The following is a 23,093-nucleotide window of genomic DNA, read 5'->3' on the forward strand; positions in this document are numbered from 1 at the left end:
CATCATCACTTGATACTGTAACTGAAAGCTCTTGATCTATGCTTTCAAAAACTAAAAAGTTTATTGGCTTACAACAAACCTGACAATCTTCGATGTACTGCTGATCCAAGTCTGCTGGATCTAGCAAGATTTCTATTTGCTCACCACAATAAGGACAAGTAATCCTTTTCTCTGTTAATTGATTCATCAGTTATGTTCCTTATTATTGAGATTACTGTTAGTAATTTTTATTTAAATAAATTCAAACATGTAATTATTAGGTTGTATCAAAAAGCTCATGGCACTTAGGAAGATATCCCCAAACCCTTATAGTTGTTTTGCCTTTTTCGTAAGATAAACCTATCTTATCTTAAAGCTCAGTTAACCTCTGAGAATGATCATGCTCTTTTATAGATTGATTCCCTCTGACGTCTACCACTTCTTCTATAAAGCACAAATCTAGCCACCGAACACCTATAAAAGGAAATGGTAAATGATAGTACTACTTACAATCCCATTCTGATATGTGCCCAGTTACCCATTTTGAACGAAAAGGTGGTTGCCAATTTTGTCTTTCTCACTAGCCGATGTATAAGCCAAAGGCAGAAGGCTCAGATGTCTAACACTCTTTTTGGATCTCGCGGATAAAACTCATCAGGCTGTTTAGTGCACAAATCAAATTCACGGGTATTCTTGTAAGGTAGCTTCATAAAGCCTGCCACACCGACATCAGTGATATTGACAGCATATTGCATAAGCTTGCTTAATAAGCGTTTAAATTCAGGCTCTTTACTGGCATCAAGCAAACGATAGTAATGATGTATTTTCATCCTATCAGGTAAGGCTTCAAAAATGATACAGCCAGTATGGTGTATTTGGTTTAGCTCAAATACGCACTTAATGACCTTTTTCGGGAGCTGTAACTGCTCATCAGGGTCTTTACCATCTTCAAAGTAAGAATGCGGTCTGGTTACGTCTGAGGCTTGTAAATCCATTACTTCATAATCAAGCTCAGGTAAATGCTCAAACTTAAATGCACCGGTGCCATCCCGTTCCAGCTGAATGGTTTTACGTGCATCAAACAGGCAACATTTAAAGAGACCTTTTTGTTCAATTCCCTGCGCCAACATCACAGTGTTGTTTATGGCATCGGTAAACGCAGTGCCAAGTGTTTCATCATGCAGAATAAGTGAAGACTCAACAAACAGGGAGTTTTCTTTCCAATGAAAGCTCAAGCCCCCTACTACCGGGTATTTAGCTAAACGGCTTATTGATGCCAGAAAAGCTTTTTCGGTGTCGCCGGTATCAAATAAAAACTCTTTGTAGTATCTATCGAGCTGAGCGTCATTTACATCAAGTAATTGTTGATTATGGTCGGCTTGCCTTAAAAATTGCTTACGTGAGCTGTAAACCACCGTATCTGGGTGCTCATCAAACTCACTAAACCAATAAGGAATATAAGGGCGAATGACTTTACGAGGTAGCTCAGGTAGGTAAGCTTTAGCCATTGTAGGCATATTACGCATAAAATAATCACCCGCCCCATCGCGAGTGGCCTTATTTTTTGAAAGCATACCATCAATGACTCGGGCAAGCTCCATAGGTAAATTTAAACTTGTAGCCGGAATAACCGCTGCACCAAATCGGCAAGATTGAGCTGAGGCTAATGCATAAAGGGTTGAGGCAACACCTTGTTCATCAAATCGTGGCGATGATTGTCCACCTGACATTTGCTCGTCACCAATAAAATACACATCACCCATACGTGCATTCGTGGTGCTTATATCAGCAGACATAAGATCCATAAAATTGCTGGCAACCGGATTCCCTTCAGCGTCTATTTGTGCATAAACAGAGCTGCCCCAGTCTACCAACGACAATTTATTGGTTTGTTCATCATAAACAATATTAGAGGGTTTAATATCGCCATGCACAATTGGCTGTGGACTTAGACCATTTTTGTGTTCACGCAAATCTACAAGCACATTGCGTAGCCTAAGAGCCAGCGCCATGACTTTTGCTGCACTAAAACGCCCCTGTTTGATGGATATTTTTTCTAAGTCTTCACCTAGAGCGCGCTCCATCATTAAAATACCTTGCTTTTTAATGCGCTCAAAAGCATAAAATTTTGGCACGAGCGGGTTATTAACTTGCGAAAGCATGTAGGCTTCGTCTTCTAGGCGATCACGTACACTTTGTGCAAGGGTTATACGTGAAAACTTAAATACCCATGGTAAGCCTTCATCATCAACACCCGCAAAAACAAATCCAAACGCTCCAGAACCAATCAATTCAACGTCACTGTAACCAAGCAAGGTCAGTTGTTTAATACAAATGTTAAGCCATTGGCGGTGCTTTTTAGCATCATGGTGAGACAGCAAGTAAACAGACTGTTCTTCATTGATATAAAAATTGCGGATTTGTTTGGGATTCACTGCATCTCTCAAAGTTAAGCGGCATTTAACCGCTTAATTATTGATTGCTAGACAGTTAATTACAAGGCTTTTGCTCTTCGATGATCCAGCCATGATTTTTAAAGACTAATTCTGAAAAAATTAAGATGGCGCCAGCAAGTAAAATAAGCTCGTTGAGTGATATGACTTCTGCCATGAATATCCATCCCAAAACAAAAAATGCTAAGGGATCGAGATACCTGAAATACCAAGCGACTTTTCGTGTTTTACCGTATGTGATTCTGTAGCGTTGTACTAATTCACCTTCACACTCTAATGATATAACAGCTGAGAACTTGAAGAAGGGTTTAACGCTTATACACAACTGACAGGATTTACCATCAATATTAAACTCATGAACAGATTTTGTTTTAAAGTTACGTGATTCTGCTATTAATTCACCGTCTACTTTCAGAACTTCTTTACCTGAGTAAGCAGAACCCCAGTATTCAATTAAATGTTCACCCAGTTTGAAGTTAGCTTTAATTCCCTTGCTCATTGATACTGTAATGCCATGAGTGTTCATAAAAAATCTCCTTATAATTATGAAGTTAAGATACTTTAAAAATAAAAAAACGGCAAGCTAGGCTTACCGTTTTGGTACTTTCAATGGGTAAAGGGTTACCATTTAAAATTAAAGGCGAATACCGCCATCAATTTCAACAACACGACCCGTAAAGAAATCATTCTCTACAATGTATTGTGCTGTTTGGGCTATTTCTTCAGCTTCACCAAAACGACCGACAGGCGTTACCGCCATCATGCGTTGTTTTGCTTCTGGTTTCATCGCATCTGTCATCGCAGTGCGGATAACACCCGGTGCGATTGCACCAACACGAATATTAAAGCGACCTAACTCTTTCGCCCAACCTGTTGTCATCGCAACAACACCGGCTTTAGATGCAGCATAGTTTGTTTGGCCAATGTTACCAGCGCGTGCAACGCTAGACATATTAACGATAACGCCACCTTTGCCTGACTCAATCATGTGGCTCGCGGCTTCACGGCCTGCTAAAAATACACCGGTAAGATTCACATCAATCACTGATTGAAACTGAGCCAACGACATTTTATCAACCACTTTGCCTTCTTTCGCTTTAATAAACATACCATCGCGTAAGATACCTGCATTGTTAATTAACACACCGATATGGCCAAAGTCTTTGTTAATAGTATTAAACGTTGCTACAACAGCGTCTTCATCGGTCACATTGGCAGCATAAGCCATCACTTTTGTGCCATGTTTAGAAAGTGCAGATACTGCAGTATCAAGTACGTCTTGTTGCATATCGATAAGTGCAATGTTAGCACCAAGTGATGCAAATTTTTCGGCCATCGCAAAGCCTAAACCTTGCGCACCACCTGTAATTACGATGTTGTTGTTTTTAATTTCCACAACAAACTCCTACTTCGAGAATAATTTAAAAATAGCGCTAAAATCATCACTACCTGCACCTTGGTGCTGAAGCATAGTGTATAAATTCTTCGCCATTGACCCCATTGGGGTAGATGAATTACTTTGTTGAGCCGCTTCCATAGCAAGGCCTAAATCTTTCGCCATTAAATCAACCATAAAGCCCGGTTTGTAATCATTACTTGCTGGTGCCGTTTCCATTACACCTGGGCATGGGTTGTAAAGTTCAAGTGTCCAGTTACGGCCAGAGCTTGCGGTCATGATGTCACTTAACACTTTTGGGTCGAGCCCATTGTTAATACCCATTTGCAGGGCTTCACTGGTACCTGCCATTAAAATGCTCAGTAGCATGTTGTTACAGATTTTTGCCACTTGGCCAGCGCCAATATCACCAGCATGGAAGATGTTTTTACCCATATCAACTAAAGCAAGCTTAGCTTTTTCAAAGTGGCTTTGCTCACCACCAACGATAAAGGTTAAAGTGCCTGCTGTTGCACCAGCAACACCACCTGATACAGGCGCATCAACAAAATCAATGCCTTTTTGAGCAAGTTCGCTGCCCACCTGACGCGCTGACTCTGCGTCAATGGTTGAGCAGTCAATGACTAAGGTTTTGCTATCAAGTAAGTTGATAAGACCCGTTTCACCTAAGTAAAGCGACTTAACATGCTTGCTTGCCGGAAGCATACTGATAAATATATCTGCACCAATGGCACACTCAGCCGCATCATTTGCAGCAACTGCACCTTTATCGGCAAGTTCACTTACTGCTGTTTTATTTAAGTCAAACACACGAACTGTGTGACCCGCATTAACAAGGTTTGCCGCCATCGGGCCACCCATGTTGCCTAAACCAATAAATCCTATTGTTAATTTAGCCATTTGTTTACCCCTTGGACTTAAGATGAAGTTAACGAATTGAGTGGATGAGTTTGCTCATCCCAGCGTGGTGTAAAGAAGCTATCTACAACTGCTTCGTCGATATCGCTAAGCGATTTAAACTGCCAGTTAGGTGCACCGTCTTTGTCGATTAATAGCGCACGGACCCCTTCTTGAAACTCGCCTACTTCGCCACAGCGTACCGACATGCCTAGTTCCATTTTGAAGCACTGTGCTAATGTCATCTCTTTTGAGTTTGCTAATTGACGTTCAACCAGCGCACAACTAAGCGGACAACCATGCGCTAATGACTTTTGCGCACGTGTGAGCCATTTGTCTTCGGTATCTAAACCTTGGATGTAGTCGATTTTGCCCTGCAATGAGTCAAATTCAGCCAACTTTTGAATAACCTCAAGATTATCCTTTACGTTTCCTTTAGGTACACGGCCTGAAATATTATCGATTGAGATTAAAATTTTAGTCAGCTTTTCGTGGTTTAATGAAGCCGTTTTGCCCCACTTTTCATCAGTGATAGCCGTTAACATAGCATCATATTTATCGGCAGTTGCATAGTGATCAGCAAGATTTACAAACAATGCATCTTCAGCATTGATAGACGCTGCAGTTAATCCTAAAAATAGACCAACTTGCTCAGGCATTTTATGTAAGAAATAACTGCCACCAACATCAGGGTATAAACCAATGGTAAGCTCAGGCATTGCAATACGAGAGGTTTCTGTTACCACGCGGTGACTTGCCCCTGCCATTAAACCTAAGCCGCCACCCATAACAATGCCATTACCCCAAAGTAAAATTGGTTTTTCATAGCAATGAATAAGATAGTCTAATTTATACTCAAGGGTAAAAAAATCTTCGATGTAATTAGCTGGCTCACACGTGCTCATTGCTTTATGCAGGCTTACTACATCGCCACCGGCACAAAATGCTTTTTCGCCAGCACCTTTTAAAATAACCATGGCAACAGTGTCATCTTCAGCCCATTTTCTAAGCTGAGGCTCAAGCAGTTGGATCATGTCGTAATTTAAGGCGTTTAACGATTTTGGCGCATTGAGTGTAGCAATTGCAATGAGGCCACTTGCGGCCTCAGCAGTTTCAAACACCACAGGCGCATCTTGATGATTTAGTAGTGTTACATTAGTCATTAGCCATTTACCCAATTAGCTTTACGCTTTTCTAAGAACGCATTCACACCTTCTTTTTGGTCTTGCGTATCAAATAATTGTACAAATAACTCACGCTCTAGTGGTAAAGCATGAGCCATTGGTTGCGTGCGACCTTTTTGAATAAGTTCTTTACATGCCGTCACAGCAACCGGACTTTGCTCGCCAACTTGGTTAGCAAGTTTCATTGCCGCAGCTAAACTTTCGCCAGCGCCAACCACTTCTTCAACAAGGCCTATCTCGCGTGCTTTGTCTGCTTTTAGGCGCTCGCCACATAAGATCATGCGTTTTGCCCAGCCTTCACCTACAAGCCATGCAAGATTTTGCGTACCACCAGCACATGGCAGTAAGCCAACTTTTGCTTCTGGTAATGCCATTTGTGCTTGCTCTTCGGCAATACGAATATCACAAGCAAGTGCAACTTCAAGGCCGCCGCCCATGGCATAACCATTAATTGCCGCGATTGATACGCCACGGAAATTGGTTAGTGCTTCAAATGCATCACCAAACACTTTTGACATAGTTGCAGCTACACCTTTGTCACCACTGGCAAACACGTTTAAATCGGCACCAGCGCTAAAGAACTTTTCACCTTGACCTGTGATCACTAATGCATACACATTTTTGTTGGCATTTAGCTCAGTCACAGTCTCTTTAAGTGCTGTTAATGTATCTTGTGTCCAGGTATTCGCTGGCGGGTTGTTCATGGTTAAAACCGCTACGTTACCTTCAATATTTAAATCAATCGATGGATTAGACATAGTATGCTCCTTATAGAATGTCGCCAGCTGACTCGGCTAAGATACGACGTGCGATAATCACACGCATGATTTCGTTTGTGCCTTCAAGTATTTGATGCACACGTACGTCTCTAAAATGACGCTCTAATGGGTATTCTTTGATGTAACCGTAACCACCGTGAATTTGCAGTGCATCATCACAGACTTTAAAACCAACATCTGTTGCAAAACGTTTTGCCATTGCACAATAAGTGGTTTTTTCGCTATCACCGGTATCTAGTTTAAATGCCGCTAAGCGAACCATTTGACGAGCCGCAACAAGTTCTGTGTTCATATCGGCAATTTTGAACTGCAATGCTTGGAAAGCAGCTAATGGCTTACCAAATTGCTCACGTTCTTTTAGGTATTCGCGAGCAGTATTAAGAGCTGCTTGTGCTGTACCTAATGAACAGGTAGCAATATTAATACGACCCCCGTCTAAGCCTTGCATTGCAAACTTAAAGCCTTCGCCTTCTTGGCCTAATAAGTTAGCCGCAGGAACTCTTACACCTTCAAAACTAATTAAGCGTGTTGGCTGGGCATTCCAGCCCATTTTTTCTTCAGCTTTACCGTATTCAATACCCGCTGCGTCAGCAGGAACAACAAAAGCCGAAATACCTGCTGCGCCTTCGCCACCAGTGCGAGCCATAACAACGAGTAAGTCAGTTTCACCAGCACCCGAGATAAACATCTTAGAGCCTGAGATCACATACTCATCGCCCTCTTTTACTGCTTTAGTTTTTAGCGATGCCGCATCAGAGCCAGAGCCAGGCTCTGTTAAACAATAAGAAGCAAGTAACTCACCCATCACTAATTGCTCACAGTACTGGGCTTTAACTTCATCAGTACCAAAGCTTGCAATCATCCACGTTGCCATATTATGAATGGTCAACATAGCGGTCGTTGCTGTACAACCCATGGCAAGCTGTTCAAAAATAATGCTTGAATCTAGGCGAGATAAACCTAAGCCACCCGCTTCTTCTGGGGTATATAAACCACAAAAGCCAAGCTCACCGGCTGCTTTTATCGTGTCTTTAGGGAAAATGTGTTCTTGGTCCCACTTAGCTGCGTATGGAGCAAGTTCAGACTCTGCAAACTGACGGGCTGTTTCAGCAAACGCTTGCTGATCTTCGGTTAAATTAAAGTCCATAGTAGACCTCTATTTTGTTGTCTTATTCTTGTGTGAATACCAACCCACAATAATACTTAAGTATTTTGAGGGATTAAATCTGTCGCTACCTGCGTTAAAAATTTCTCATTTAGAACAACTAAATAACGAAATTTTTGCCTTGTTATCAACTAGATTTATTTGCCTCAAAAATCTCACTTAATTAAGTGAGTTGGTATAACTCTTATTGTCGTTTAAATGTGTGTTCTTTGAGCGAGCGTGTGCTCGCTCAGCAGTAAATTAATTACGGCTTATTTAAGGTTGATACTCATGTTAGGACCTGAGGCGATATCATCCTCGAACCAACGTGAAGTAATTGTTTTCGTTTCTGTGTAAAAACGAATACCTTGCTTACCATAGGTGTGTTGATCACCGTAGAATGAGCCTTTCCAACCTGTGAAAGAGAAAAACGGTAGTGGCACAGGAATTGGCACATTGATACCAACTTGACCTACTTCGATTTCATGTTGGAATTTACGTGCAGCAGCGCCGCTTGATGTGAATAACGAAGTACCGTTACCGTACGGCGAGTTATTGATAAGCTCAATCGCCTCCTCAAGAGTATCTACAAACATACAAGCCAATACAGGACCAAAGATCTCTTCTTTGTATAAATCCATCTCGGTTGTTACATCAGTAAATAGCGTTGGACCAACCCAGTTACCTTGCTCGTAACCTTCAACAGTAAAGTCAGAGCCATCAATTAAGCACGTTGCACCTTGTGCTTTACCACTTGCGATAAGTGATAAAATACGATCTTTAGCTGCTTTTGATGTTTGTGGGCCGTAAGCCGCGTTAGCATCATCCCATACACCAGGGCGTACGTTTTCAAAGCCTGCTTTAATTTCATCAACCCAGTCTTTTGCTTGACCAACAAATACAGCAACCGAAATACCCATACAGCGCTGACCCGCAGCACCTACAGACGCACCTACAAGGTTGTTTACAACATGCGATTTACTTGCATCAGGCATAATAACCATGTGGTTTTTTGCACCTACACAAGCTTGCACGCGTTTAAGGTTTGCTGTGCCTTTTGAATAGATGTATTCACCTACACCACACGAACCAACAAATGAAATAGCACGTACTGCTGGGTCTTCTAATAAACGGTCAACTTGTGGTTTTGTACCATGAACAACTTGTAACACCCCTTTTGGTGCACCTGCTTCAACAAATAGTTCAGCTAAACGCATTGGTGTTAATGGATCTTGCTCTGATGGTTTAAGAATAAAGGTATTACCGCACACAATAGCCAGTGGGAACATCCATAATGGGATCATCGCAGGGAAGTTAAATGGCGTGATACCCGCACATACACCTAAGGGCTGCATGTAAGAATAGGTATCAATTTTACGGGCTACGTTTTCCATAGTTTCGCCCATCATTAATGATGGTGCATTGGCTGCTTGCTCAACAACTTCAATACCACGCCAAACATCGCCTTTGGCGTCTTCAAATGTTTTACCTAACTCATGACAAATAATCGTCGCAAGCTCGTCATGGTTTTCTTTTAGTAGTGCAGCGTATTTCATCATAATGCGCGCACGCTCAGAAATTGGCACTTCTTTCCATGTTTTAAATGTTTCTTTTGCAGAGGCAATGGCTGCATCCATTTCTGCATCCGTTGCACACGGAACTTGAGCTAACACTTCTTGATTTGCAGGATTGATAACATCAATCAGCTGCGTTGAACTTGATTGGGTAAATTCGCCGTTGATAAATAAAGGTACTTGGTGCATGAGGCACTCCTCCCCAGTGGGTATAAAGAGGCCGCAACATGATAGTTTTTAAAATACGTTGCGGCTGTGAGAGATTAAGTTCGAAAACGTAATTAAATTGCTTCGACTGCCATAGCAACAGCTTCACCACCACCGATACACAGTGAGGCAACACCTTTGCTAAGACCACGATTCTTTAATGCATGAATTAACGTTACTAAGATACGCGCGCCACTGGCACCAATTGGGTGGCCGAGTGCACAAGCACCGCCATTGACATTTACTTTGCTTTCATCAAGTTTTAACTCGTTAATTGCAAGCATAGTCACCATCGCAAAGGCTTCATTGATTTCCCATAAATCAACATCATTAACAGACCAACCTGCTTTTTCTAAAAGCGATTGCATAGCGCCAACCGGTGCTAGCGTAAATTCGCTAGGTGCTTGTGAATGTGTGCTGTGAGCAACGATACGACAAAGTGGTGTTAAACCTTGTGCTTTAGCATCTGACTCACGCATTAACACAAGCGCTGCTGCACCATCAGAAATTGATGAAGAGTTTGCAGCTGTAATAGTGCCGTCTTTTTTGAATGCAGGACGTAAACCAGGGATTTTATCAGGACGTGCATTACCTGGTTGCTCATCAATCGCAACAGTCACATCACCTTTACGCGTAGAGATAGTATGCGCTGCAATCTCGTTCGCAAATGCGCCGGTTTCAATCGCGCTATTTGCTTTAGTCAGTGAGTTAAGCGCAAAATTATCCATTTGTTCACGACCAATTGAATACTGATCGGCAGTGTCTTGAGCAAAACAACCCATTGCTTTGTTGTCGTAAGCATCTTCAAGGCCATCACACATCATGTGATCTTTTACTTCTCCATGACCCATACGCATACCTGAACGTGCATTCGGTAACATATAAGGCGCGTTACTCATGCTCTCCATGCCACCAGCAACCGCTGAGTTGATAGAGCCTGATTTAATTAAGTCATGGGCAAACATCGCAGCCTTTAAGCCAGAGCCACATACTTTATTAATTGTTGTTGCACCAGTACCTTGATTAAGGCCCGCTTTTAACATCGCTTGGCGCGCAGGTGCTTGACCAAGACCAGCTGGTAATACACAACCCATAATTACTTCATCAATCTTATCGGCTGATAAACCGGCTTGCTCTAAGCTACTTTTAATAGCTGTAGCACCTAAATCAGTTGCGTGTGCACCACTTAGTGCGCCCATAAAACCACCCATAGGGGTACGTTTTGCGGCAACAATAACAACGGCTTCAGTAGTCATAATTGGCTCCATGTAAGTGGTTATCATCATGTGTTCAAATCATGTGTAACCAAACAGTTAATTTGTTATAGTTTAAATTCGATTTAATTCAGCATACATAATATTTACGTTTACGCCAACGTAAATCTAAAATCAACTTTTTTGCGGTCGCTAAAACTGTAAACTTATCTGTATTTTGTTGTATTAAAAATCGAACATCTGCTTACAAGGCTAGATAAATTAGGCTTTTCAACAAATCCAACCAGTTATCTTTATAAGTCTAAAGTATAACTCCCAAATCACCCTTTACCTTTACGTAAACTTCACTTATATTGGTGTTATTCGAATGAGGTAAATAAATCATGAAACAAGACAATCAAACAAACTTCGAAAGCGCAGCAGTTGAACCTGCTAGCAATGAGCAAACGTTTAGTATCAGCGAACTAGCAAAAGAATTTGATATTACAACCCGCTCTATCCGCTTTTATGAAGACCAAGGGCTGATCTCACCTGATCGCAATGGTCAAACCCGTATTTATTCAAAACGCGACAAAGTAAGGCTAAAACTTATTCTACGCGGTAAACGCTTAGGTTTTACCTTGGCTGAAACGGGCCGTTTGTTTGAACTTTACGATGCAGATAAATCAAGTGCAAAACAGCTTGTGACTATGCTTGACCTTATCGCAGAGAAAAAAGCGGACCTAAGCCAACAAATGGACGACATTAAAGTCGTACTGATGGAATTGGTTACAGCAGAACGTCGCTGTCGTGAAACCCTTAATAATTTAGACGAATAACCTGACAACAATCTCGTCAACAGACTCTCACAGGAACACACATTATGAGCACTATTTCACTATACAAAGAAATGAACTTCGGACTTGGCGAAACAGCAGACATGATCCGCGATCACGTTAATAGCTTTGCTAGCCAAGAAATTGCCCCACTTGCGGAACAAACAGATTTAGACAATGCCTTCCCTAATCAACTTTGGCCACAGCTTGGCGAAATGGGTTTATTGGGTATGACAGTGCCGGAAGAATTTGGCGGTGCAGGCCTTGGTTACCTTGAACATGTCATTGCAATGGAAGAAATTAGCCGTGCAAGTGCATCGATTGGTTTAAGTTATGGTGCTCATTCAAACTTATGTGTTAACCAAATTAACCGTAATGGTACTCAAGCACAAAAAGAAAAATACCTGCCTAAGCTAATCAGTGGTGAGCACATTGGTGCCCTTGCGATGAGTGAGCCAAATGCTGGTTCTGACGTAGTTTCAATGAAATTAAAAGCTGAGAAAAAAGGCGATGTATTTGTGCTTAACGGTAACAAGATGTGGATCACAAATGGTCCAGATGCCGATACCTTTGTTATCTATGCAAAAACAGACTTAAATGCCGGCCCTAAAGGGATTACAGCTTTCATCGTAGAGCGTAACACGCCTGGATTCTCAACAGCGCAAAAGCTAGACAAGCTTGGTATGCGCGGCTCTAACACCTGTGAATTAGTGTTCGAAAACTGTGAAGTACCAGCAGAAAACATTCTAGGTAACTTAAACGAAGGCGTAAAAGTACTTATGAGTGGTCTTGATTATGAGCGTGTTGTACTAGCAGCTGGCCCGCTTGGCATTATGCAAGCATGTATGGACATTGTTGTTCCTTATATTCATGAGCGTAAGCAATTTGATAGCCCAATTGGTCAATTCCAGCTTATTCAAGGCAAAATCGCTGACATGTACACGCAAATGAATGCAGCTCGTTCATACGTTTACACGGTAGCGCGTGCCTGTGACCGCGGTGAAACAACACGTAAAGATGCTGCTGGTGCGATTTTATATGCGGCAGAGCTTGCGACTAAAATGGCGCTTGATGCTATCCAAATCTTAGGTGGTAATGGTTATATCAACGAATATGCGACAGGTCGTTTATTACGTGATGCAAAACTATATGAAATTGGCGCAGGTACATCTGAAATCCGCCGCATGCTAATTGGCCGCGAATTATTCACTGAAAGCCGATAGGACCTTGTTATGACGATTTTAAAATCGAGTGTAAATCCACACGATCCGCAATTTTTGCAAAATCACGACAACATGGCAGCACTCGTAAGTGACTTGCGTGAAAAGGTAGCTGATATCCGTTTAGGTGGTGGTCCAGCCCTGATTGAGCGTCATCAAGGCCGTGGTAAATTATTTGTTCGAGACCGTATTGAAACACTACTTGATGAAGGCTCACCATTTTTAGAGATTTCTCAATTTGCTGCATTTGGCGTCTATGAACAAGCCATTCCATGTGCTGGAGTTGTGGCTGGTATTGGTCGTGTTAAAGGCGTTGAATGTATGATAATCGCCAATGATGCCACCGTAAAAGGCGGGACTTACTTTCCGCTTACAGTAAAAAAACACCTACGTGCACAAGATATCGCTGAACGTTGCCATTTACCTTGTATATATTTAGTCGATTCAGGCGGTGCAAACCTGCCTGAACAAGATGATGTATTTCCAGATAAATTACACTTTGGCCGTATTTTCTACAATCAGGCACGTATGTCTGGTAAAGGCATTCCACAAATTGCGGTCGTAATGGGTTTATGTACCGCAGGTGGAGCATATGTACCGGCTATGGCAGATGAAAGTATTATCGTAAAAGAACAAGGAACAATTTTCCTAGCAGGCCCACCGCTGGTTAAAGCGGCGACTGGTGAAGAAGTCAGTGCTGAAGAGCTGGGTGGTGCCGATGTTCACTGTAAAACATCAGGTGTTGCCGACCACTATGCTGAAAACGATACTCATGCACTTTCAATTGCACGCCAATGTATCGAACGAATTAATTATCAGCGCCCTACTGCACCCTTACTTGATGATGTTAAACCGCCGCGTTACGACATTAACGAAATATACGGCATTGTTGGTACTGACCTTAAAAAGCCATTTGATGTCCGCGAAGTGATTGCCCGTGTTGTTGATGATTCATCATTTGATGAATTTAAACGCTATTTTGGCGAAACCTTAGTAACCGGCTTTGCAAAAATATTTGGTCACCCTGTCGGTATTGTTGCCAACAACGGCATTTTATTCAGTGAATCAGCGCAAAAAGGCGCGCACTTTATACAACTATGTGCACAACGCAAAATCCCTTTGGTGTTTTTACAAAACATTACTGGCTTTATGGTTGGTAAAAAATACGAAGCCGAAGGCATCGCCAAACATGGTGCAAAAATGGTAACCGCTGTTTCATGTGCTGATGTGCCAAAATTCACCGTGTTAATTGGTGGCTCGTATGGTGCAGGTAACTACGGTATGTGTGGCCGCGCGTTTGAACCAACCATGATGTGGATGTGGCCAAATGCCCGTATCTCTGTGATGGGTGGTGAACAAGCTGCTGGCGTTCTTGCACAAGTTAAACAAGACGGTTTAGCCCGTAAAGGCGAAAGCATGACTGATGAGCAAGTCAGCGAGTTTAAAAAGCCAATTATCGAGCAATACGAAAAACAAGGTCATCCATATTACGCCAGTGCCCGCCTTTGGGATGATGGCATTATCGATCCTGCTGATACTCGCAATGTATTAGGGCTTGCCTTAAGCGCAGCTAAAAATGCACCAGAGCGCGATTCACAGTTCGGCGTATTTAGAATGTAATGGAGGCCTTATGTCAGTAACACTCGAAATAACAAAATCAAATGTGGCTGTGCTGGTACTAAGTCGCCCTGAAAAACACAATGCATTTAACGAAGAAGTCATCAGTGAACTGATCCGTTTAATTGAACATGCAAATAGCTGTGATGTGCGCGCACTGGTTCTTAAAACCGAAGGTAAGCACTTCTCTGCTGGCGCTGATTTAAACTGGATGAAATCTATGGCTGGCAATGACTTTGCTGAAAACTTAGCGGATTCAATGCAGCTCGCTAAGCTTATGAAAGTACTTGCTACAAGCCCTCACCCAACGGTTTGTGCAGTGCAAGGTGCAGCCTTTGGCGGTGCATTAGGCTTAATTGCCTGTTGTGATATAGCTATATGTCAAGACGATGCACAATTTTGCCTAAGTGAAGTAAAGTTAGGTCTCGTTCCTGCAGTTATCAGCCCTTATGTTATTAAAGCCATTGGTGAGCGCGCTGCACGTCGTTATTTTTTAACGGCAGAGATATTTGACGCTCACACGGCTAAACAACTTGGTTTAATTCACCAGGTCACTGGCGATTTACAAACAGCCCTCGACAAACACTTACAAAGTCTGGTTAACAATGGCCCTGTCGCTGTCAAAGCAGCGAAGCAGCTTATTAATGATGTCGCAGGTAAAGAAATTGATGATGCACTTATTGAATTAACCGCTGAGCGCATTGCACGCATTCGTGTATCTGAAGAAGGCCAAGAAGGTCTCACTGCTTTTTTTGAAAAACGTGCCCCTAACTGGCAGAAATAGGAACCATTATGACAACAAAATCATTAAAAAAAATTCTCGTTGCCAACCGTGGTGAAATTGCCTGCCGTGTTATGCGTACAGCTAAACAAATGGGCTTAACGACGGTCGCTGTGTACTCAGATGCGGATAAACATGCTCAGCATGTAAAGCTAGCTGATGAGGCGTATCACATTGGACCTGCACCAAGTAAAGATTCATACCTAGTAGCAGACAAAATCATCGACGTTGCTAAACATGCAGATGTTGATTGTATTCATCCCGGTTATGGTTTTTTATCTGAGAACTGTGACTTTGCACTAGCATGCGAAAAAAATGATATCGCTTTTATTGGCCCGCCAGCATCAAGCATTGAAGCCATGGGTTCAAAAACCCGTGCTAAAGAAATTATGCACCAAGCAAATGTGCCTTTAGTGCCTGGTTATTATGGTGACAATCAAGATACTGATTTCTTACAAGCAGAAGCTGAAAAAATTGGTTATCCAGTACTAATCAAAGCGGCCTTTGGTGGCGGTGGCAAAGGCATGCGAGTTGTTGAACACGCAAAAGACTTTATCAGTGCACTTGAAGGCGCAAAACGTGAAGCTAAAGCCGGGTTTGGTAACGACTTAGTACTTCTAGAGCGCTATGTCACTAAACCTCGCCACGTTGAAGTACAAGTTTTTGCCGATAGTCATGGTAACTGTGTGTACTTAGGCGATCGTGACTGTTCTTTACAACGACGTCACCAAAAAGTAATTGAAGAGGCCCCAGCACCTGGTTTATCTGATGCACTTCGCAAAGAAATGGGTGAAGCAGCGGTACGTTGTGCCCAAGCGATTAACTATCGCGGTGCAGGTACGGTTGAGTTTTTATTATGCGGTGAAGAATTCTTCTTCATGGAAATGAACACCCGTTTACAGGTAGAGCACCCAGTAACAGAAATGGTAACTGGTGTTGATTTGGTTAATTGGCAAATCAACATTGCGGCAGGTCAAGCATTACCTCTTAACCAAGCTGATATTCAGCTACAAGGCCACAGTTTTGAAGCGCGTATTTATGCGGAAGATCCTAGCAATGACTTTATTCCGTGTTCTGGTCACATTGACGCCCTATTTACACCGAACGAATCTGAATTTGTACGAATAGATACAGGCATTGCAGCAGGTGATGAAATTAGCCCGTTCTACGACCCTATGATCGCTAAATTAATTGTTCATGACGATAACCGCGAGGCAGCACTGGGGCGTTTATCGAAAGCACTTGAGCAATTTCACCTAGCAGGTTTTAGTTGTAACGTTAATTTCTTACATAACCTTACTAACCACCCTACTTTTCAAGCAGGTGCACCCGATACGCACTTTATTGAAGACCAAGGTGAGCGCCTTGTTGCTAAAAACGAGCAACAGTCAGTTATTGCAACCGTGGTGGCAGCCTATGCGTATGCACATCAACTAAAAAGTGAAAGCAGCAGCCCATGGCAACAATTAACAGGCTTTATGCTAAACAGTGACGCTAAAACCACGATTCCGTTTGTTGATCTAGACGTTCATGCGGTTAAAACCTCAGATGGTTTTAGAATAAGCCTTGACGGGGTTGACTATACAACTTCGGGCAACGTTGAAAATGGCCTTGCAAACCTAGTCGTTAATGGCGAAAAAGTTGTTGCTCATATTAATCAAACAGACTGTCACATCACAGTGATGTACAAAGCACAACAAAAGGTGCTTGAGCTGATTGATAAACACTATATTAGTGAGCACGAAAGTGATGCACTACCACTTGCCGCGCCACTCAACGGTACTGTTGTTAAGCATTTAGTTGAGGTAGGTAGTACTGTTTCTAAAGGTGATGCGGTCGTCATTATTGAAGCTATGAAAATGGAATACACCCTTAATGCCCCGCATGATGGCGTATTAACGAGCTATTGCTTTGCTGAAGGTGAACTGGTGAGTCACGGTGATATGCTAGCGATTGTTGAAGAGCCGGAGGCGTAATGGCACAGTTTCCTGATTTTGTTCGCATTGTAGAAGTTGGCGCCAGAGACGGTTTACAAAATGAAGCAGCCGTTAGTACTCAAGATAAAGTAGCACTGATCAACGCCCTAGCTGAAGCTGGTCTTAAAGATATTGAAGCAGGCGCATTTGTGTCACCTAAATGGGTGCCACAAATGGCTGATTCTAGCGATGTAATAAACGCTTTAAATTTACCAGACGTTAATTTAAGTGCCCTCACCCCGAATTTACGTGGTGCAGAAGCAGCTAAACAAGTCGACATACAAGAATTTGCTATCTTTACAGCTGCAAGCGAAGCGTTTTGTCAAAAGAACATCAACTGCTCTATTGATGAAAGTATTGATCGCTTTAAAGATGTCATGGCTTTTGCCAAAGCGAATAACATTCGTGTTAGAGGTTACGTTAGCTGCGTTATGGGTTGCCCATATCAAGGTGATGTCGACTACAATGATGTATTAAAAGTATCAGAGCGATTACTCGAGCTTGGTTGTTACGAAATTAGCCTAGGTGACACCATTGGTGTTGGTACGGCGAAAAAAGTAGATGAGTTATTAGATTTACTCTTGCAACATATTGATAAGTCGAAACTCGCTGTACATTTTCACGACACCTATGGACAAGCGCTCACAAATATTTACACCGCGCTAAACCGCGGTATAGCAACGGTTGACAGTGCTGTTGCAGGCCTAGGTGGTTGCCCTTATGCCAAAGGCGCGTCAGGAAATGTTGCCACTGAAGATGTAGTTTACTTACTACAAGGGCTTGGCATAGAGCATGGAATTGATTTAGAAAGACTGGCGAAAGCTGGTTGGGCTATTTGTAGTGCATTAAATAAACAACCTGTCAGCAAGGTATCACTTGCTCTAAAGAACACTCAGAATAATTAAGGAGTAGGCTCATGGCCGGTTTCGATAAGGTGGTTTCAAGTTATGAAGCTGCAATGGAAGGTTTAAAAGATGGCGATACCATTATCGCTGGTGGCTTTGGCTTATGTGGTATTCCTGAAGGACTTATCAGTGAAATTAAGCGTAAACAGACTAAAAACCTAACAGTTGTTTCGAACAACTGTGGTGTAGATGATTTTGGTTTAGGCATTTTACTTCACGATAAACAAATTAAAAAAATCATCGCTTCTTATGTTGGCGAGAATGCGCTTTTTGAACAACAACTTTTAAATGGCGAAATTGATGTAGTTTTGACACCGCAAGGGACGCTCGCTGAAAAAATGCGTGCTGGTGGTGCTGGTATTCCAGCATTTTATACTGCAACGGGTTACGGTACCCCTGTTGCCGAAGGTAAAGAAGTCAAAGAGTTTGATGGCCGCCCGTATATCTTAGAAGAATCAATTACTGGTGAGTTTGCCATTGTTAAAGCTTGGAAAGCAGACCGCTACGGTAATCTTGTATTTCGCCATACAGCAATGAACTTCAACCCGATGGCTGCGACAGCAGGTAAAATTACTGTTGCTGAAGTAGAAGAGATTGTAGAACCAGGTGAACTTGAGCCAAGCCAAATTCATACCCCAGGTATTTATGTTAATCGCGTGATCAAAGGCGACTTTGAAAAACGCATCGAACGTGTAACAACTCGCGATTAAGGAGCAATAAAATGGCATTATCACGTGAACAAGTTGCAATGCGTGTTGCACAAGAGCTACAAGATGGCTATTACGTAAACCTAGGTATTGGTATCCCTACTCTAGTTGCTAACTATGTCCCAGATGGCATCGAAGTCATGCTACAGTCTGAAAATGGCTTACTAGGCATGGGTGCGTACCCAACTAAAGACCAAGTTGATGCAGATATGATCAATGCGGGTAAAGAAACCGTGACAGCAGCCACAGGTGCAGCAATATTTAATAGTGCAGATAGTTTTGCCATGATACGGGGTGGTCATGTAGACTTAACAGTATTAGGTGCATTTGAAGTTGACCAGAACGGTAACATCGCATCGTGGATGATCCCAAAGAAGCTAATTAAAGGCATGGGTGGCGCGATGGACCTCGTTGCTGGCGCGAAGAATATTATTGTTACGATGACGCATGCAAGCAAGCATGGCGACTCTAAGTTATTAGAAAGTTGCACTTTACCGTTAACTGGGGTTAACTGTGTAAAGAAAATCGTAACTGATTTAGCCGTACTAGAAGTTAAAGACGGCGCATTTCATCTAATCGAACGCGCTCCAGGCGTGTCGGTAGACGAAATCATTAGCAAAACGGCAGGCAAATTGCTTGTTGAAGGTGATGTTCCAGAGATGGCTTTTTAAGCTACTCACATCCCATGTACCGACCTCATTCCCAGTGCCAATGGCGCTGAGTTACCCAAAATCCCTCGCAAGAGGGATTTTTTTTATCTAAAGTTAGCCTTTCGCCGCACCATTTTGTCACATAAATAGTATAAAATGCCCTACCTTAGTGAATCGCTAGTATCTATTACTTAGACTATTACCAAAAAGGTAAAACTGCTAAGATCACTTTTTTGCTAAACATTAGCCTAAACATAGATTAAACGAGCGATTCGCGGCTGTTTTTTATACAATATAGCAAGAGTTAGCTATATTCATTCTTTAATCTCTATTTTTTTACATTTTGGGATAATAATTGCTTAGCAGTTAATTAACTAACAAGCGCTATTGAGACTTACTGAAATTAACTATGCAAACACCTATACGTGGCTTACGCTCATTTTGTTTTGCTGCTCGCACTCTTAGCTTTAAAGATGCAGCAAACCAGCTTTACCTTACGCCTTCTGCCGTAAGCCATCAGATCAAACAATTAGAAGAACAATTGGGTATTGAACTGTTCGAACGTCAAACCCGCTCTATCCGCTTAACTGCGGCTGGTAAGAATTTTTATGACTCTGTATCGCCGCTTATTAAAGCGCTAGAAAAAACCATCAATGAGTTTAGTCAGTTACAAGAAAATGTGACTATTAGTATTACGCTACCTGAGTTTTTCGCCAGTGAGCTTTTAATGCCAAAACTAAGCGAATGGACTAGCGATCATCCAAATACAAACTTACAGCTTAATACCTTAAAAACGCGTAAAGAACTGACTAAGCAAAGCGACTTGTCGATTGTATTGTCTTCGTCTAAACCGCATGAAGGCGTTGTACATGAGCTATTTTCGCTATCGTACACACCAGCTTGCAATAAAGAAAACTGGCAAGCATGGCAAGAAAACCCGTTTCAGGCCTTAAACGAAGTACCTCTTATTCTACATAAAGCACGGCCGTGGGCTTGGCATCAATGGGCAGAGCATGCTGGTATTGATGACTTTGCACCAAAACAAATTATTCAGGTTGATAGTATGTTTGGTGTGGCACGTGCGGCTCAACAGGGCATGGGTATTGCTCTTATCCCCTTGCCAATTAGTCAAACTTGGTTTGATGAGCAGTGGTTATTTAATTTCACCGATATGCCACTAAAAACCAAAGATAAGTACTACTTAGTACAACACGAGCCGGCAGAAACCAATGCACAACTAGAGCTATTTATTAAATGGATGATAGATACTTTTAAACACCTTAAGTGAGTGATAGAGCGTAATGACCCTCAAGTTAATTGAGGGTCAATTTTTAAAATTTAGCTTTTAGACTTTGTCACCAAAATACTCACTTTGTTTTCACCAATTTCAAATGACGCTTTTTTACCATATTCCACAATAAAAGAAGGTGTAAAATAGCTGCCAGCGAGCGTGATTGATGTTTCTACAGCTGCTGTATTATTATGTTGTGGTATCACAGTAACTTCATAGCTAAACCCCTCACCTATAGAGATGGTCGCAGGTTGCTTTTCTTCCACCAGCATTACTGGCGATGCTAGTAAATCATTCGCTTTATAAACAACTGTTTCTACCTGAAAACTATCAGCTGCGAAACAACTTGTTGATACTAGTAATGCCCCTGCTATTAAACCTAACTGTTTTTTCATATATATTTCCTTATCTCATTTATAGGGTTTATCCGTAATTTATATCAGTTAGTACGTTTATTAGATACACAGAAATTTCTGAATCTCAAACTATCTCTGTTAAAGCTTTCGGTAATAAACATCAATGCTATGTGTTATGGCTTCATAGCGGTTATTTTCATGTTTAAAACACGCTTTGCGCTGCTCTTTCTCTTCGTAGTTTTTACCTGCAACAACGACTTGATCTAAAGTTTGTGAACGTGCACAAAATTGTCTTTTTGAAATTGTTTCTATTTTGACTGATTCAGCTTTTGAGCGCTGACGGCTGACGGCTGACGGCTGACGGCTGACGGCTGACGGCTGACGGCTGACGGCTGACGGCTGACGGCTCAAAGATTAATTCACTGCATTAGACTAAAGTCTATAGGTTAAATTTCCTCATCTATTAGGTCATTTTTTATCGTTTGTTGAATTTGCGCTGTTCAATTAAAGTTCATTTGTCGGCGATTGATACCGATTTAAATAGAGGAAAAGATTATGTTTAGTACACTTATGAAACGCGTTGCACTTAGCTCTTTATTAACTTGTTCAGCTATGGCAGTGGCTGATCAAAGTGACTACAAATTGATGGTAATTGACCAGTCTATTACTGCTAATGTTGCAGAAAACCGTCAATACGAACAGGCATTTAATGATTGCGCTTTGAGTGTAAAAGATAAAAAGTTCTCTGAAGCTGAAACACTATGCTCAAAAGCAATCAGCTTACTAAGTTCTAGTAAAGTACCTAGTCATAAACGTCGCGAATTAACGTCGTTTACGTTAAGCAATCGTGGTGTTGCCCGCATCATGTCTGAAAACGACACTGCAGCACTGTCTGACTTTTACGAAGCAGTACAAATTTCAGGTAACGAGTTAGTTGAACACAACTTAACTCGTGCTAAAAAGAACTTAGCTTTATAACTTCTCACAGAATTGTGTTGTCTCAAAACCCAGCTTCGGCTGGGTTTTGTCGTTTATGTGTTATTAGTTTTTTGTTTTGCGATTCTATTAATGAATCAAGCTCTTTAAGTAATAGGCTCTCTACGGTCTTTTTATCCAATTTTGCCAATTGTTCTAAGCTGTAATTTTTGCCAATTTCTTTAGCTAAAATATAACCTAGATAGTAACCTCTCCTGTATGGTAGGTTTGTCTCGTCCTGTGTGAAATTGAAAAATGAAGAATATGTTTCAGGCTTTATTGAATAAAACTTTTTCTTAAGGTCAACGAGAGAATACAGCTCTCTTGATTGAATCTTTTCAATCAGATTGTCAGGTATGTTTAGCATCAATTCATCATCACTCGCTGACGGGCTCAATTGATGTGAAACGTAAGTTGCTAAACCCTCAGTCCAAATCGAACACCATAGCTCAACATGACATTGAAATAAATTTTCATGATAAACATGAAATAGTTCGTGATGAAAAAATGGCGTATCATTTTTCCAATTATGATATTTGGCCATAAGATCGACACCAAACATTAAGTAAGACTTACCATTCAAATCACGAGTTGCACCATTGAACCTTCCAAGCGAGTGAAGTATGTAAATGGGTGTTTCAGATTTGAAATCGGGGAAAGTAGCAATGAATGATTCCATACTGCTATTTAAATCTTTAGATAAACGCTTATTTTTTGAGTGATAAACCTCTTCTATTGCACTAAAACCCGCAATAGCTTTTAAAAAGCTTTTATCACTATAAAAAGGTGCAAATTGAGAAGCGAAATATTGAGAGAACTGCTCTGCTCTCTTTTCTTGTGCCAAAGTCTGGGTTGACTGATATAAAGTATAAAAATCATCCGCGAGATTAATTACTTCGACGTCAGCTGACTGGGCGTTAGCAAACGCCTTAAATGAAAGCACTCCAGATATGAATGTTGGCAGTAAAAGAGC

The 23,093-nt window shown here is 41.6% G+C and carries 23 protein-coding genes; 10 read left to right on the top strand and 13 right to left on the bottom strand.

The genetic code is table 11. The features are described from left to right. The 10 genes from L1D46_RS13630 to L1D46_RS13675 form a co-directional block, all read right to left on the bottom strand. On the bottom strand, positions 1-187 hold a 187-nt coding region (locus tag L1D46_RS13630; protein ID WP_239977684.1), incomplete at its 3' end, for a CPXCG motif-containing cysteine-rich protein. A 403-nt stretch (positions 188-590) separates the two neighbouring features. Then, positions 591-2,414: a serine/threonine protein kinase gene (locus L1D46_RS13635; RefSeq protein WP_130051470.1), complete on the bottom strand. Its 1,824-nt coding sequence runs from the start codon at positions 2,412-2,414 to the stop codon at positions 591-593. A 55-nt stretch (positions 2,415-2,469) separates the two neighbouring features. Beyond that, entirely contained in the window at positions 2,470-2,958 is a 489-nt protein-coding gene (locus L1D46_RS13640) for a hypothetical protein (RefSeq protein ID WP_167657639.1), read from the bottom strand. A gap of 108 nt (positions 2,959-3,066) precedes the next feature. Continuing rightward, the gene (locus tag L1D46_RS13645) at positions 3,067-3,828 is read right to left on the bottom strand and encodes an SDR family oxidoreductase (protein ID WP_130051468.1); all 762 of its coding nucleotides are present in this window, start codon (positions 3,826-3,828) and stop codon (positions 3,067-3,069) included. A 9-nt stretch (positions 3,829-3,837) separates the two neighbouring features. Continuing rightward, entirely contained in the window at positions 3,838-4,728 is an 891-nt protein-coding gene (mmsB, locus tag L1D46_RS13650) for a 3-hydroxyisobutyrate dehydrogenase (RefSeq protein WP_062569062.1), read from the bottom strand. A gap of 17 nt (positions 4,729-4,745) precedes the next feature. Next, a complete protein-coding gene (locus L1D46_RS13655) occupies positions 4,746-5,888 on the bottom strand; it encodes an enoyl-CoA hydratase/isomerase family protein (RefSeq protein ID WP_239977685.1) in 1,143 nt (380 codons plus the stop codon). Further along, entirely contained in the window at positions 5,888-6,667 is a 780-nt protein-coding gene (locus L1D46_RS13660) for an enoyl-CoA hydratase (protein WP_178926990.1), read from the bottom strand. Before L1D46_RS13660 ends, L1D46_RS13655 begins: the two co-directional genes overlap by 1 nt. A 10-nt stretch (positions 6,668-6,677) precedes the next feature. Further along, positions 6,678-7,835, bottom strand: a complete 1,158-nt coding sequence (locus L1D46_RS13665) for an acyl-CoA dehydrogenase family protein (protein ID WP_178926991.1) — start codon at positions 7,833-7,835, stop codon at positions 6,678-6,680. Between the two features lie 269 nt (positions 7,836-8,104). After that, a complete protein-coding gene (locus L1D46_RS13670; RefSeq protein ID WP_239977686.1) occupies positions 8,105-9,595 on the bottom strand; it encodes a CoA-acylating methylmalonate-semialdehyde dehydrogenase in 1,491 nt (496 codons plus the stop codon). Positions 9,596-9,687: 92 nt separating this feature from the next. Next, positions 9,688-10,869 carry an acetyl-CoA C-acyltransferase gene (locus tag L1D46_RS13675; protein ID WP_217876669.1) on the bottom strand — a complete coding sequence of 394 codons (1,182 nt, stop codon included), beginning with the start codon at positions 10,867-10,869 and terminating at the stop codon, positions 9,688-9,690. A 341-nt stretch (positions 10,870-11,210) separates the two neighbouring features. Between L1D46_RS13675 and L1D46_RS13680 the strand changes: the two genes are divergently transcribed. The 9 genes from L1D46_RS13680 (at position 11,211) to L1D46_RS13720 (ending at position 20,786) form a co-directional block, all read left to right on the top strand. After that, complete coding sequence (locus tag L1D46_RS13680) at positions 11,211-11,645, top strand: MerR family DNA-binding transcriptional regulator (RefSeq protein ID WP_054553803.1); 435 nt, start codon at positions 11,211-11,213, stop codon at positions 11,643-11,645. Positions 11,646-11,689: 44 nt separating this feature from the next. After that, positions 11,690-12,865 carry an isovaleryl-CoA dehydrogenase gene (locus tag L1D46_RS13685; protein ID WP_130051462.1) on the top strand — a complete coding sequence of 392 codons (1,176 nt, stop codon included), beginning with the start codon at positions 11,690-11,692 and terminating at the stop codon, positions 12,863-12,865. Positions 12,866-12,874: 9 nt separating this feature from the next. Continuing rightward, positions 12,875-14,482, top strand: a complete 1,608-nt coding sequence (locus L1D46_RS13690) for a carboxyl transferase domain-containing protein (RefSeq protein WP_130051461.1) — start codon at positions 12,875-12,877, stop codon at positions 14,480-14,482. Positions 14,483-14,492: 10 nt separating this feature from the next. After that, positions 14,493-15,263, top strand: coding sequence for an enoyl-CoA hydratase/isomerase family protein (locus tag L1D46_RS13695; protein WP_167657632.1), 771 nt, complete (start codon positions 14,493-14,495; stop codon positions 15,261-15,263). An 8-nt stretch (positions 15,264-15,271) separates the two neighbouring features. Further along, positions 15,272-17,236, top strand: a complete 1,965-nt coding sequence (locus tag L1D46_RS13700; protein WP_239977687.1) for an acetyl/propionyl/methylcrotonyl-CoA carboxylase subunit alpha — start codon at positions 15,272-15,274, stop codon at positions 17,234-17,236. Then, positions 17,236-18,141 (top strand): hydroxymethylglutaryl-CoA lyase, encoded by a 906-nt coding sequence (locus tag L1D46_RS13705; RefSeq protein WP_239977688.1) that lies wholly within the window; start codon positions 17,236-17,238, stop codon positions 18,139-18,141. The genes L1D46_RS13700 and L1D46_RS13705 overlap by 1 nt, the downstream gene beginning before the upstream one ends. 11 nt (positions 18,142-18,152) lie before the next feature. Next, positions 18,153-18,851: a CoA transferase subunit A gene (locus L1D46_RS13710; protein ID WP_130051457.1), complete on the top strand. Its 699-nt coding sequence runs from the start codon at positions 18,153-18,155 to the stop codon at positions 18,849-18,851. An 11-nt stretch (positions 18,852-18,862) separates the two neighbouring features. Beyond that, on the top strand, positions 18,863-19,519 hold the full coding sequence (locus L1D46_RS13715; protein WP_054561524.1) for a 3-oxoacid CoA-transferase subunit B: 657 nt from the start codon (positions 18,863-18,865) through the stop codon (positions 19,517-19,519). 388 nt (positions 19,520-19,907) lie between these two features. After that, positions 19,908-20,786, top strand: coding sequence for a LysR family transcriptional regulator (locus L1D46_RS13720; RefSeq protein ID WP_239977689.1), 879 nt, complete (start codon positions 19,908-19,910; stop codon positions 20,784-20,786). A gap of 50 nt (positions 20,787-20,836) precedes the next feature. Here the strand turns inward: L1D46_RS13720 and L1D46_RS13725 are convergent, their stop codons facing one another. Continuing rightward, the gene (locus L1D46_RS13725; RefSeq protein ID WP_239977690.1) at positions 20,837-21,184 is read right to left on the bottom strand and encodes a hypothetical protein; all 348 of its coding nucleotides are present in this window, start codon (positions 21,182-21,184) and stop codon (positions 20,837-20,839) included. Between the two features lie 99 nt (positions 21,185-21,283). Continuing rightward, on the bottom strand, positions 21,284-21,556 hold the full coding sequence (locus L1D46_RS13730) for a hypothetical protein (RefSeq protein ID WP_239977691.1): 273 nt from the start codon (positions 21,554-21,556) through the stop codon (positions 21,284-21,286). A gap of 144 nt (positions 21,557-21,700) precedes the next feature. On the opposite strand from L1D46_RS13730, the gene L1D46_RS13735 reads away from it, so the two are divergent. Continuing rightward, a complete protein-coding gene (locus tag L1D46_RS13735; RefSeq protein ID WP_167657627.1) occupies positions 21,701-22,123 on the top strand; it encodes a hypothetical protein in 423 nt (140 codons plus the stop codon). Positions 22,124-22,145: 22 nt separating this feature from the next. Here the strand turns inward: L1D46_RS13735 and L1D46_RS13740 are convergent. After that, on the bottom strand, positions 22,146-23,093 hold a 948-nt coding region (locus L1D46_RS13740), incomplete at its 5' end, for a DUF5700 domain-containing putative Zn-dependent protease (RefSeq protein WP_239977692.1).

Origin of the sequence: Pseudoalteromonas sp. Isolate3 (genome assembly GCF_022398505.1) — a bacterium.
In the GTDB taxonomy this organism is placed as follows: domain Bacteria; phylum Pseudomonadota; class Gammaproteobacteria; order Enterobacterales; family Alteromonadaceae; genus Pseudoalteromonas; species Pseudoalteromonas apostichopi.